This window comes from Streptomyces sp. NPDC051576 (assembly GCF_040681835.1).
Lineage (GTDB): Bacteria > Actinomycetota > Actinomycetes > Streptomycetales > Streptomycetaceae > Streptomyces.
In genome coordinates this window covers 170,464-182,559 of the sequence record NZ_JBFAZO010000011.1, presented here as the reverse complement: position 1 = coordinate 182,559, position 12,096 = coordinate 170,464, and the positions used below count along the sequence as shown (strand labels likewise).

Annotated in this window: 11 protein-coding genes and 1 tRNA gene; 6 read left to right on the top strand and 6 right to left on the bottom strand. The window is 71.0% G+C overall.

Translation table 11 applies throughout. The features are described 5' to 3' along the window. Positions 1-39 precede the first annotated feature (39 nt). Positions 40-1,038, top strand: a complete 999-nt coding sequence (gene corA / locus AB0M63_RS32415; RefSeq protein ID WP_355906440.1) for a magnesium/cobalt transporter CorA — start codon at positions 40-42, stop codon at positions 1,036-1,038. A gap of 3 nt (positions 1,039-1,041) precedes the next feature. Here the strand turns inward: corA and AB0M63_RS32410 are convergent, their stop codons facing one another. Together AB0M63_RS32410 and AB0M63_RS32405 are read right to left on the bottom strand one after the other, a co-directional pair. Then, on the bottom strand, positions 1,042-1,830 hold the full coding sequence (locus tag AB0M63_RS32410; RefSeq protein WP_355906437.1) for a ferritin-like domain-containing protein: 789 nt from the start codon (positions 1,828-1,830) through the stop codon (positions 1,042-1,044). 237 nt (positions 1,831-2,067) lie between these two features. Then, positions 2,068-3,123 carry an LLM class F420-dependent oxidoreductase gene (locus AB0M63_RS32405; protein WP_355906434.1) on the bottom strand — a complete coding sequence of 352 codons (1,056 nt, stop codon included), beginning with the start codon at positions 3,121-3,123 and terminating at the stop codon, positions 2,068-2,070. A gap of 186 nt (positions 3,124-3,309) precedes the next feature. Between AB0M63_RS32405 and AB0M63_RS32400 the strand changes: the two genes are divergently transcribed. After that, a complete protein-coding gene (locus AB0M63_RS32400; RefSeq protein ID WP_355906431.1) occupies positions 3,310-4,293 on the top strand; it encodes an aldo/keto reductase in 984 nt (327 codons plus the stop codon). Continuing rightward, the gene (locus tag AB0M63_RS32395) at positions 4,290-6,569 is read left to right on the top strand and encodes a helix-hairpin-helix domain-containing protein (protein ID WP_355906428.1); all 2,280 of its coding nucleotides are present in this window, start codon (positions 4,290-4,292) and stop codon (positions 6,567-6,569) included. The genes AB0M63_RS32400 and AB0M63_RS32395 overlap by 4 nt, the downstream gene beginning before the upstream one ends. Before the next feature lie 87 nt (positions 6,570-6,656). On the opposite strand, the gene AB0M63_RS32390 is transcribed toward AB0M63_RS32395, so the two are convergent. Continuing rightward, positions 6,657-7,370: a hypothetical protein gene (locus AB0M63_RS32390; protein WP_355906425.1), complete on the bottom strand. Its 714-nt coding sequence runs from the start codon at positions 7,368-7,370 to the stop codon at positions 6,657-6,659. Positions 7,371-7,417: 47 nt separating this feature from the next. Here AB0M63_RS32390 and AB0M63_RS32385 point away from each other — a divergent pair, with 47 nt between their 5' ends. After that, entirely contained in the window at positions 7,418-7,606 is a 189-nt protein-coding gene (locus tag AB0M63_RS32385) for a DUF5703 family protein (RefSeq protein ID WP_005485166.1), read from the top strand. 75 nt (positions 7,607-7,681) lie between these two features. Here AB0M63_RS32385 and AB0M63_RS32380 read toward each other — a convergent pair whose 3' ends face one another. The 3 genes from AB0M63_RS32380 to AB0M63_RS32370 form a co-directional block, all read right to left on the bottom strand. Further along, on the bottom strand, positions 7,682-8,497 hold the full coding sequence (locus tag AB0M63_RS32380) for a chaplin (protein ID WP_355906422.1): 816 nt from the start codon (positions 8,495-8,497) through the stop codon (positions 7,682-7,684). Positions 8,498-8,641: 144 nt separating this feature from the next. Beyond that, a complete protein-coding gene (gene chpH, locus AB0M63_RS32375; RefSeq protein WP_329508865.1) occupies positions 8,642-8,875 on the bottom strand; it encodes a chaplin ChpH in 234 nt (77 codons plus the stop codon). Positions 8,876-9,032: 157 nt separating this feature from the next. Then, the gene (locus AB0M63_RS32370) at positions 9,033-10,358 is read right to left on the bottom strand and encodes a M20/M25/M40 family metallo-hydrolase (RefSeq protein ID WP_355906419.1); all 1,326 of its coding nucleotides are present in this window, start codon (positions 10,356-10,358) and stop codon (positions 9,033-9,035) included. Between the two features lie 198 nt (positions 10,359-10,556). On the opposite strand from AB0M63_RS32370, the gene AB0M63_RS32365 reads away from it, so the two are divergent. Continuing rightward, a tRNA-Leu gene (locus tag AB0M63_RS32365) sits at positions 10,557-10,644 on the top strand. A 271-nt stretch (positions 10,645-10,915) separates the two neighbouring features. After that, entirely contained in the window at positions 10,916-11,821 is a 906-nt protein-coding gene (locus AB0M63_RS32360) for a hypothetical protein (RefSeq protein ID WP_366021894.1), read from the top strand. Positions 11,822-12,096 lie beyond the last annotated feature (275 nt).

Sequence of the window (12,096 nt, the reverse complement as noted above, 5' to 3'; positions counted from 1 at the left end):
AGAGTGCGCCTACGGCCGGACGACGGGAGAATACGCACCGTGATCGTCGACTACGCCATCTACCGTGACGGACGCCGGACGGAGGGGCCCGGCGACTTCTCCGACGGCCTGGACCACTGCCGTCGGGTGGGCGACGCCTTCGTCTGGATCGGCCTCTACGAGCCCACGGAGAAGGAGTTCGACAAGGTCACGGAGGAGTTCGGGCTGCATCCGCTGGCCGTCGAGGACGCCCTGACCGCGCATCAGCGGCCCAAGCTGGAGGTGTACGACGACTCGCTGTTCATGGTCCTCAAGCCGGTCGGGTACGAGGCGGACAGCGACGTGGTCACCTCGGGCGAGGTCATGGTCTTCGTCGGCGACTCCTTCGTGGTGACCGTCCGGCACGGCGAGGAGGCCCCACTGGCGGCCGTACGGCACCGACTTGAGGAGGAGCCGGAGATGCTGCGGCACGGGCCCACCGCGGTGCTCTACTCGATCGCCGACGCGGTGGTCGACCACTACGTGGACGTGGCGGGCGAGTTGCAGACCGACCTGGAGGAGCTGGAGGCGGCGGTGTTCTCGCCGACCGGCGGCGGCTCGCGGACCACGGCGTCGCGGATCTACGACTTCAAGCGGCAGATCCTGGAGTTCCGCCGGGCGACGGGCCCGCTGGCACAGCCGGTGGCCCGGCTGGCAGGCCTCGGCTTCGCGGTCGACCGGGTGCCGTTCGTGCAGGACAAGTCGCGGCCGTTCTTCCGTGACGTGAACGACCACCTGACGAAGGTCAACGAGTCCGTGGAGGGCCTGGACCGGCTGGTGTCGGACGTCCTGTCGGCGCATCTCGCACAGACCAGCGTCCGGCAGAACGACGACATGCGGAAGATCTCCGCGTGGGCGGCCATGGCCGCGGTCCCCACGATGATCGCGGGGATCTACGGCATGAACTTCGACCACATGCCGGAGCTGCACTGGCTGTGGGGGTATCCCGCGGCGATCCTGCTGATGGCGGGCCTGGAGGTGCTGCTGTACCGGCAGTTCAAGCGGCGCGGCTGGCTGTAGCACTCATGCGAACTCCGGTGCCGCGGTCGCCGGTCCGCCGAGGGCGTCGCGCCTCTCCGGCATCCGCAGGGACACCATCCGCCGCCAGCCACCGAGGCGCTCGTACGCATAGACGGCGTGGATGCCCGCGGCGAGCGCCGCCGACTTGGTGCGCGACCAGTCCAGGACGCGTCCCATGTGGGCCATCACGGCGAGACTGACGTCCCGGTAGACGCGGATCTCGGCCAGCGCGCACTCGCGCAGCGTCCGCTGGATGGCGCGGCCGTGTCCGGCGTGCGCGAAGCGCAGCAACTCCTCGTGGCAGTAGGCGAGATGGTTGTCCTCGTCGTGGGAGATCATCCGCACAGCGCGGCCGAGGTCGGGGTGGTCGGCGAAGTGCTTGCGCAGCAGGTCCATCTGCTCGGAGGCGCGCTGTTCGGTGACCCTGCTGTGGGCGAGGTAGGTGACGATGTCCTGGACGGTGAGCTGCTCGTCGCCCTTGAGCTTCTCGTGGGCGAGACCGATGCCGTGGCGCTCCAGGAGCATCGTGTAGTCGGTGTCGGCGGGCACCGGGACGGGTTCGAGGCCACGCTTCTTCATGAGGGCGTTGAAAATGCGTCCGTGTTTGTCCTCGTCGGCGCCGTGCCGGACGATCTTGGGGGCGAGGTCGCGTTCTCCCGGCGGGACCAGGGCGGCGATGCGGCCGTTCTCCCAGCCGCCCTGAGACTCACCGCTGGCCGCGATGGAGCAGAACAGCCGGAAGGACTCGTCGTTGTCGAGGATCTCCTGGAACAGACTCTTGGCCGAAAGCATCTGAAGGCACCTCCATGCAGGATTCCGCCGCATTCCGCAAAGAACGAGTCAAATGCCGCATCGGAGGTGCTGCAACAGCTGTGTCGGACAACTCCGCCAAAAGGAGGACGGCCGATGTCCCGACGGGGGCGTAACCGCACGGGCCGCCGCGCGTTGTTCCCCGTGACGGCCGTGGCGGGGAAGACCCCCGAGCCCCCACCACGGCCGTAGAAACCTTCTTCAGCACCGCAGGCCGCGTTACGCGAGACCCGCGCGCTCCAGTGCCTCACTGCCGGCGCGGAGTGCGGCGAGGCGCTCCTCCAGTGTCCAGCCCGCAGGGGCCAGGGTCAGGGTCGTGACGCCGGCCGCCGCGTACTCCTTCATCCGGTCCGCGATGCGGTCCACGGAGCCCAGCAGGGTCGTCTTGTCGATCAGGTCGTGCGGGATGGCGGCCGCGGCGGCGTCCTTGTCGCCTGCCAGGTACTTGTCCTGGATGTCGGCGGCCGCTGCCTCGAAGCCCATGCGCTGGGCCTGCTTGTTGTAGAAGTTCTGCTGTCGGCTGCCCATGCCGCCGACGTACAGCGCGGTGTACGGGCGGAAGGTGTCGGCGAGCTTCTCGACGTCCTTGTCCTCGCCGAGGGCGAGCGGGAGCGTCGGGACGATGTCGAAGCCTTCGAGGGTCTTGCCCGCCTTCTCGCGGCCGGCCCGCAGATGGCGGACGGCGGTGTCCTCCAGGTGCTCGGCGGACGGGAAGATGAGCAGCGCGCCGTCGGCGATCTCGCCCGTCTGCTCCAGGTTCTTCGGGCCGATCGCCGCGATGTACAGCGGGATGTGCTCGCGCACCGGGTGCACGGTCAGCTTGAGCGGCTTGCCCGGGCCGCCGGGCAGCGGCAGCGTCCAGTGCGCGCCGTCGTACGACAGCCGCTCGCGCGTCATCGCCTTCCGTACGATCTCGACGTACTCACGCGTGCGTGCCAGCGGCTTGTCGAACTTGACGCCGTACCAGCCCTCGGAGACCTGCGGGCCCGAGACACCGATGCCGAGGCGGAAGCGGCCGCCGGAGAGCGAGTCGAGGGTCGCGGCGGTCATCGCGGTCATCGCCGGCTGGCGGGCCGGGATCTGGAAGATGGCCGAGCCGACGTCGATGCGCTCGGTCTGCGCGGCGACCCAGGTGAGCACGGTGGCCGCGTCGGAGCCGTAGGCCTCGGCGGCCCAGCACACGGCGTAGCCGAGCCGGTCGGCCTCCTGGGCCACGGCCAGATTGTCGCCGTCCATTCCGGCACCCCAGTAGCCGAGGTTGATCCCGAGCTGCATGGCAGACCCCTTACCCATCAGTAACGTCGCTGTCGTGCCGACCCTAGCGCGAGGTGCCCCTGGCCGGCAGGACGGGTGCCGGTGAGTGGTCACGGAGCGTGCCGTGCGATGGACTGTGGATCATCGTGGAAATCGGTTATCCACAGGCCCCCACGAGGCAGGTTCAGGCCAGTAATCTCGGCGTTCATGGAGCAGAGGCATCTCGGCCGTACCGGCCTTCGTGTGTCCCGGATCGGACTCGGCACCCTCACGTGGGGGCGCGACACCGACGAGCATGACGCCGCGGACCTCTTGAAGGCGTTCTGGGAGGCCGGCGGCACCCTCGTCGACACGGCGGACGTGTACGGCGACGGGGAGGCGGAGTATCTGCTCGGACAGCTCATAGAGGGGCTCGTGCCGCGCCGGGACCTGGTCATCTCGACGAAGGCGGGGAGCGTGCCCGACCCCGACCGCCGCTTCGACTGTTCGCGCGGCCATCTGCTCGCCGCGCTGGACGCCTCGCTGGCCCGCCTCGGCACGGACTACGTCGACCTGTGGCAGATCCACGCCTTCGACCCGTTCACCCCGCTGGAGGAGACCCTCCAGGCCCTCGACCTGGCGGTCAGCAGCGGCCGGGCTCGGTATGCGGGCGTCTCCAACTACTGCGGCTGGCAGCTCGCCAAGGCGGCGACCTGGCAGCTCGCGGCGCCTGGCACGCGGACCCGGCTGGCGAGCACGCAGTTGGAGTACTCGCTGCTCCAGCGGGGCGTGGAGCGCGAGGTGCTGCCGGCCGCGCTCGACCTCGGCATCGGGCTGCTGCCCTCCTCGCCGCTCGGGCGCGGGGTCCTCACCGGCAAGTACCGGCACGGGACACCGGCCGACTCGCGCGGCGGCTCGGAGCACATGTCGCCCTTCGTCGCGCCCTACCTCGACGAGACGGCGACCAGCATCGTGGACGCCGTGACGACGGCCGCGGACGGGCTCGCCGTGACCCCTCTCCAGGTCGCCCTCGCCTGGGTCCGCGACCGGCCCGGGGTGGCCGCACCGATCGTCGGCGCGCGCAACGCGCAGCAGCTCACGGCCGCATTGTCAGTGGAGGCGCTTAGTCTTCCTGACGAGATCTGCCGAGCGCTCGACGATGTGTCGGCGCCTCTGCACCGCTATCCCGATCACGACTGGAGCACGCTGTGAGCACGGACCCGGAGACCACGGAGACCTCGCCGGCCGAGGACACGGAGGCGGAAGCCGGGGCGGGCGCCGAGGGCACAGGCGCGGACGCGGGTGAGGCCACGGCCGCCGAGGGCACCGAGAGCACCGAGAGCACCGGTGAGGCGACGACCGAGGCCGCCGCTACCGAACTGTCCGAGGCCGCCGCGGAGTTGCAGGCGCAGCGGCTGGAGCGGGAGCGGATCGAGCGGCGGAAGGCGGAGAAGGCCGGGCCCATCGCGGCGGGGACGAAGCTGAGCGGGACGGCCGCCGATCTGCTCGCGGCGGTGCGGGCCGTGGAGAGCGGCGAGAAGCCCGTGACCACTGCCTTCGCCAAGCCGGAGCCGACCCCACGCCGTACCGACGCCGCCCCGGTGGCGGTGAGCCGGCCCCAGCCCGTCGCCGCCGAGCCCGGCGGCCCCGCGACCGAGGCGGTCGAGTCCGCGCGGCTCGCGCTGGCCGAGGGCGGCGCGCCCGAGACGCTCGCGGCACAGGTCGCGGCGGCTCTCGGCGACGGCGCGGACCACCAACTCCGCGAGGATCCCTGGCAGTTGCTGCGCGTCCCGGGGGTACGGCCCGAGCAGGCCGACGGGTTCGCGCGGGCGCTGCTCGGCGCCGAGTGTGCGCCGGACGACGAGCGGCGCGGCCGGGCGGTCACCGGCTGGCTCCTGGAGCAGGCGGCCCTGGCCGGGCATACGGCCCTGGAGGCGTCGGCGTTGACGGCGGCGCTGGCCAAGCAGGGTGTGCCCGACCCGGACGCGGCGACGCAGAGCGCCATCGCGGAGGGCGAAGTGCTGGTGTTCCAGGACGCGTTGGACGAGCCCGCGGTCCCGGTGCAGCGCACGGACGAGGAGACGGAGGAGGACGCGGAGCGTCCGGTCCGGGTGCTGATCGGCCTGGAGCGGTACGCGCTCGCCGAGGAGAGCCTCGCCGAAGGACTGGCCAAGCTGATCAACTCGGTGCCGAAGGAGGACGGTTCGGCGGCGGAGTGGGAGCGGGCCGGCGCCGCCAAGGGCTCCACCGGCGAGCTGATCCGCGCGGTCGCGGGCCACGGCCTGGTCCTCCACACCGGCGGGGAGGCCTCTCTCGAAGAGGCGGTCGCGCTGCTGAGCGTGGCGGCGGGCTTCGGGCTGCGTGCCTGGGCCGCCACCCACAGCCCGGTCGGCAAGGACCGGTTCACCGCGCTGCTGGCGCGGTCGGTCGCGGTGGAGGGTACCGTGCCCGGCGACGAGAACCCCGGGGCCGAGCGTCACGCGTCAGGCGCTGCCGGGACCGGTGATGAACACCAAGCGGCAGGCGATGGTCCCCAAGCAGCAACCGTCGCCGGACTGTTGGCCGGTGTCGAAGGGCCCGGGCGAGACTCGGACGGCGCCCTGGACCTGGATCTCCTCGTCGTGCTCGACGCGCCTCAGCTCGACGTCGAGACGGCGGCGCTGCTCACCGAGTCGCTGCCGGACGGCGCCCGGCTGGTGCTGGCCGGTGACCCGGCCGTGCTGTGGTCGGCGGGCCCCGGGCGGGTCTTCGCCGATCTGCTCGCGGCGCGGGTCTGCCCGCAGGTCGTCTCGCGGCGACCGGACCTCGGCCCCGTGGGCGAGCTGGTCTCGGGCATCGGCATCGGTGAGCTGAACCAGGTGGAGGCCCCCGGCAAGGAGGTCGTGATCGTGCCGGTGCGGGACGCCGGCGAGGCCGTGCACCGGACCGTGCAGCTCGTCGCCGATTCGGTGCCCCGGGTGATCGGTGTCCCGGCCGAGCAGACGGTGGTGATCACACCGGGCCATGGCGGCGCGGCCGGCACCCGCGCGCTCAACGTGGCGCTGAAGGAGCGGCTCAACCCCGGCCCCGGCCGCTTCGGCGGCTTCGACCCCGGCGACCGGATCGCGTACTCCTCCGCCCCGGGCCGTACGGTCCCCGGCCAGGTGGTGAAGGCCGACGCGGAGGGGCTGCACCTGACGTGCGCGGGCGAGCCCGTCGTCGTAGCGAAGGAGCGGGTCGAGCAGTCCGTGCGGCACGGGTGGGCGCTGACCGCGCACCAGGCGGTCGGGGCGCGGTGGCCCGCGGTGGTCGTGGTGCTTCCGGGGGACGCGGCGCAGGCTCTCAGCCGGCCCTGGGTGTATACGGCGTTCAGCCGCGCGGACCGGCATCTGTCCGTGGTCCACGGTGTGGACCAGGCACTGCCCCGGGCCGTCGCCGAGGTCCCGGCCAAGCCGCGGACGACCCGGTTGCCGGTCCTGCTGCGACCGCAGGTCCCGGCGGAGGCCTGAGCCGGAGGACACGACGACGGCGGCGGTCGCGGAGGGGCTGCCTCCGTGACCGCCGCCGTCGTGGTGTCACAGCCGGCGCGGCGCCTCTCAGCGGTCCGCTTCCAGCGCCTCCAGGTCCTCGTCCTCGATCTCGGCTTCGGGCTCGACCGCCTCATCGATGTCGTCGATGTCGTCCGGGTCGTCCAGTTCGTCGTCGATCTCGTCGTCGAAGACCGCGCTGACGTCGAAGCGGCACACCACTCTCTGCGGATCGACCGTCTCGAAGGGGGCCTCCAGCCAGGCGCCGGGTTCGGCCGCTTCGTCGGCGGCGGTCACCCACAACGTGGAGTCGCCCTCCTCAAGGCCGAACTCCTTGGGCCGGGAGGCGATCTCGTCCGCCTCGAACTCGTCGAAGAGGATGCCGAGCGCGCCGTGGATCGTGCCGGAGGCCTCCGTGCCCGTGCCGTCACCGACCGCCGCCTCGACCCGCTGCGCCTGCGCCAGCAGCCGCTGCGGCTCCGCCACGGCGTAGTCACGGCGGATCAGCACACTCACCGCGTTCGGCTCCTCGGGGCCGGTGTACGGCGGCAGGGAGTCGTCGGTACCGGGGATCTCGAAAGGCGTGACCTCGTCATAACGGTCGTAGAGCAGCTCGTCGTAGACCTCGGCGGCCGCGGCGAGCTGGTTGAACGCCTCGTAGACGGCCGGGTCGGCCTCCCCCGACCGGCCTTCGACCGCGGCCAGGTGGCGGTCGAGCGCGGTCTTGACCGCCTCGGCGGCGGCGCGTACCTCGGCAGCGGTGGGCTGCGCAGCATCAGACATAGTGCAGACGCTATCCGTACCGGGGCTCTGCCCGCACAATAGATGCGATGCCGGAATACGAATTTGTCGACGTGTACGTACCGCGCGGGGTCTCCCGCAAGGACGCCACACGTCTGCTGACGGACCATGCCGAGTACGGACACTGGGAATTGGACCGACTGAGCCTGCTGCGCGACGGCAGTCGCAGGGTGCGGCTGCGCCGGCGGATCATCCGCCAGGTGCGCGCCACGTGGTGAGCTGAGCCGGGCGAAACGGAGCGGGCCCCGACGGTGCGGGGCCCCTCCGTTGCGCAGATCACAGGTCCTCGGGAGCTACATCGAGGCCTTCGCCTTGCGGTAGAGCACCGCGCCCGCCAGCAGCGCGCCCGCTCCGACCGGCAGGGCGAGGCCCAGCGGCAGGTCGCTTCCGGTGTGCGCGAGCTGCGCGGCGCCCTGGGCCTGGACGGCGGAGTGCGCGCCGGGCTGGTTCACCTGCGCGGAACCGGTCGGCGTGTGGCCGCCCTTGATCGGCGAGGTGATCGGTGACGCGGGGTGACCGGGTGTGACCGGGTGCGTGGGCGTGCCCGGAGTTCCCGGCGGGGTCGTCCCGTGGCCGCCGCCCGGCGGGGTGCCGTGGTGACCACCACCCCCGTGATGGCCACCGCCGCCCGGAGGCGTCCCGTGGTCGTGGCCGCCGCCGTTCCAACTCCCCCCGTTGGCACAGTCGTTGCCGGTGGCGGGGTTGCCGATGCCGATGACGTCGACGCTGTTGCCGCACACGTTCACCGGTGCGTCGATCGGTACCTGGACGTGGTTGCCGGAGCCGACACCGGGTGAGCCGGAGGCGTGTCCGCCGGCGTGCGAGCCCCCGGAGTCGCCGTAACCGCCACCGCCGGTGCCGCCTCCGCCCTGGTTGCCGCACTTGTTGCCGACCGCCGGATTCAGGATCCCGACCACGTTCACGGTGTTGCCGCAGACGTTGACCGGAACGTGCACCGGTGCCTGCACGGTGTTGCCGGACAGTACGCCGGGCGAGTCCGAACCGGAGCCGCGCGCGCCCGAGTCGGCGTGGGCCACACCCCCCGCGGCGGCGATCACTCCGGTGGCGGCCGCCACGGTCATCAAGCTCTTGCGGGTGACTTGTCGCATTGCTGAATTCCCCCCTGCCTTCATTCCTGACCGAATTCGTCGCGCGATTTCTCGTGTGATTTCTCGCGCAAAGACCTCTCGGCCCCGGAGCGCATGGCGCGCGCTCCGGGGCCGAGGATGTGGTCGCCCCTCAGAGGGCCGACGTCACTTGTTGATGCAGGTGTTGCCGAAGGCGGGGTTCAGCAAGCCGATCACCGAGATCGTGTTGCCGCACACGTTCACCGGGACGTGGACGGGCACCTGGACGACGTTGCCGGAAACGACACCCGGGGAGTGCACAGCGGCACCCTGAGCACCCGAGTCGGCGACGGCCAGGCCCGCTCCCGCGAGAACCAGGCCACCGGTGGCAGCCGCAGCGGCGACGACCTTCTTGATCATTATTCCTCCTTGTTGGCAAAAGCGATCTCGTGTTGCCGATCGCATCACCTGTAACGAGGAGGGAGTAATGGAGCTACGAGCTTATGAGCACATTCACCCTTCCCAGTAATCCCCGCACACGCGGTCGATTACCGGCGTCAACCCGTGCCGTACGGCGTCAGGACGCGTCGATGAACCGGTCCAGCACCCGCACCCCGAACTTCAGCCCCTCCACCGGCACCCGCTCGTCCACGCCGTGGAACATGCCCGCGAAATCCAGCTCCGGCGGCAGCTTGAGCGGTGCGAAGCCGAAGCCGCGGATGCCCAGGTCGTCGAAGGACTTGGCGTCCGTACCGCCGGAGAGCATGTACGGGATCGCCTTCGCGGTCGGGTCCTCGGCGAGCAGCGAGGACTGCATGGCGTCGACCAGGGCGCCGTCGAAGGAGGTCTCCAGCGCCTTGTCCGAGTGCACGTCCTCGCGCTTCACCTTCGGGCCGAGGATGCGGTCGAGGTCCGCGAGGAACTCCTCCTCGTGGCCCGGCAGGAACCGCCCGTCGATGTTCGCGGTGGCCTCGCCGGGGATGACGTTGACCTTGTAACCGGCGTTGAGCTGCGTCGGGTTGGCGGTGTTGCTGAGCGTGGCACCGATGAGCTTGGCGATGCCGCCGAGCCGCTTGAGGGTCGACTCCATGTCCTCCGGATCGAGCGGGGTACCGAGCGCGTCGCCGAGTTCGTCGAGGAAGGCCCGGGTCGTCTTGGTGACCCGCACCGGGAACGTGTGCCGGCCCACCCGGGCGACGGCCTCGGACAGCTCGGTGATCGCGTTGTCCCGGTGGATCATCGACCCGTGCCCCGCCGTCCCGGCCACGGTCAGCTTCATCCAGTGCATGCCCTTCTCGGCCGTCTGGATCAGATAGAGCCGCCGCTCCTCGCTCACCGTGAACGAGAAACCGCCGACCTCACTGATGCCCTCGGTGACGCCCTCGAACAGCTCCGGGTGGTTGTCGACGAGGTGCCGCGCCCCGTACGTGCCACCCGCCTCCTCGTCCGCGAGGAAGGCGACCACGATGTCGCGCGGAGGCCTGCGCCCGCTGCGCAGCCGGTCGCGGACGACGGCCAGGGTCATCGCGTCCATGTCCTTCATGTCGACGGCGCCGCGCCCCCACACGCACCCGTCGGCGACCTCGCCGGAGAAGGGGTGGTGTGTCCAGTCGGCCGCGTTCGCCGGTACGACGTCCAGGTGGCCGTGGATGAGGAGCGCGGGCCGGGAGGGGTCCGTGCCCTCGATCCGGGCCACCGTGGAGGCGCGTCCCGGGTGCGACTCGAAGATCTTCGGTTCGAGGCCCACCTCGGCGAGCTGCCCGGCGACGTACTCGGCCGCCTTGCGCTCACCCGGTCCCGAGTGGTCGCCGTAGTTGCTGGTGTCGATCCGGATCAGCTCGCGGCAGAGGTCCACGACCTCGTCCTCGCCGGTGACGCCCTTGGCCGTGTCCGTGTCGCTCACGCTGCTTCCTCCCACTGTCACTGCTGGTGGTCCTCCCTCATCCTCCCTCTCCCAGGGCCCGCGCCCAAGGCCGGACCCGGCCCGTCACACGCCGTTCACGCGGGACGAGGGTGGGAACAGGGGGTGATCGGCCACCCCTGGAAGCCTGGTAATGTTTCCTTCGTCGCCGCGGGGGAAACCACGCGTGACGCACACCTTGTCCGGGTGGCGGAATGGCAGACGCGCTAGCTTGAGGTGCTAGTGCCCTTTATCGGGCGTGGGGGTTCAAGTCCCCCCTCGGACACCAGCAGAAACCCCAGTTGATCTGGGGTTTTTCTGTTTCTCCGGCTGGGGCGCGGGCCCGGGTCGTATGCCATGGCCGCGGCGACAAGCCCCGACGCACGGGAGATCATCCGCGCTTTCCTGCTGGGGTCCACCGCGAGCTGCCGGTACGCAACCGGGACGAGAGTCCTGACGCGCGCCGGTCCAGGCCCCCGGTCCGGGCCATCGCCGACTACCTCGGTCTCGATGAGCCGATCTGTCTGATCTGCTGGCAGGCGCCGGTGGAGCGGGCCCATGTGGTCCCGGAGTCGCTCGGCGGTTCCAACGACGTGCGCAACTTCGCCCTCCTCTGCCCGCGCCATCACCGCGAGGCACCCGATGTCGCGGACGCCGAGGCGTTCTGGTCCTGGGTCGACTACGCCTGTGAACGCGACGGCCATATGAAGTGGGAAGGCGTGGACCCGGAGATGTTGGCGCGGGCGGAACGCGTCGGCCTCGGCATCGAGACGCGCGGACCGGTGCGCAAGAGCCTGCGGCATTTCGATCGGGTCCGTGACGAACTCGTACGTCACTACGGCTGGTGCCCGGAGGACTTCGCCGGCGGCTACCACTGGGGAGCGCTGATGGAGGAGTTCCACACGGTGATGGAGTCGGCGACCAGCACCCACTTCAACGTTTCCAAGAAGGCGTCCACCGAGGCGTGGGCCTTCGAGGTGGCCCGCAAACGCCTGGGGGACGGAGTCGCGGAGCAGGAGGCCGGCAAGGAGCGGTCGGTGGTGTCGAGCCGCCCGTCGGCCGAACTGGCGGAGCGGACGGCGCGCAAGTCGCCCGGCAGCCATGGTCCGCGGAGCCTGGCCGATGCAGCGCGGCGAGCCGACATCGCGATCGAGGCCGCGGCGCTCGTGCGCGACCTCATCGACTCGACAGGGGTCTCCACTGCCGAGGATGTGCTGCGGGGGCTCAGGGAGGAGGTGGCGGACCGCACCGCGCAGTTCGAGCGGCTGGACGACGAGCTGACGGGGCACGCGGCCTGCCGGCACTGCGGCCACGCCATCACCCGGATCGGGGACTCCGCCTGGCGCCACAGCGCGGCGGCACCCATGTCCCGCGGCTGCCGGGCCGCGAGCTTCGACCGGGACGGCGACTGGGACGACTCCCTGGACCGGGCGTGGAAGGCGAGTCCGCCCAGGACATACCGGTGAGCCTGAGCCAGTTCGGTCGCCTCGGCGAGCCGCGACCACCAAGGTCGCGGCCCTCGTCGCATTTGTGGGGGATGTCTCCTTCGGTTCGAAGATCACCAGGTCAGAGCGTTTCCGGACGCTCACGGAGCGCCCCCGTTCGGCTCTCCCGAGTGGCCGTCGGCGGACCCGGAGCCTAGCGTCGTACTAAAATTTCCGGCTTGTTACGGAACGGAGCTGGAGCTGGACAACCCCAGGCAGACCTGCGGGCCCGCCAGCGCCCCGGAAGTTACCGGGCT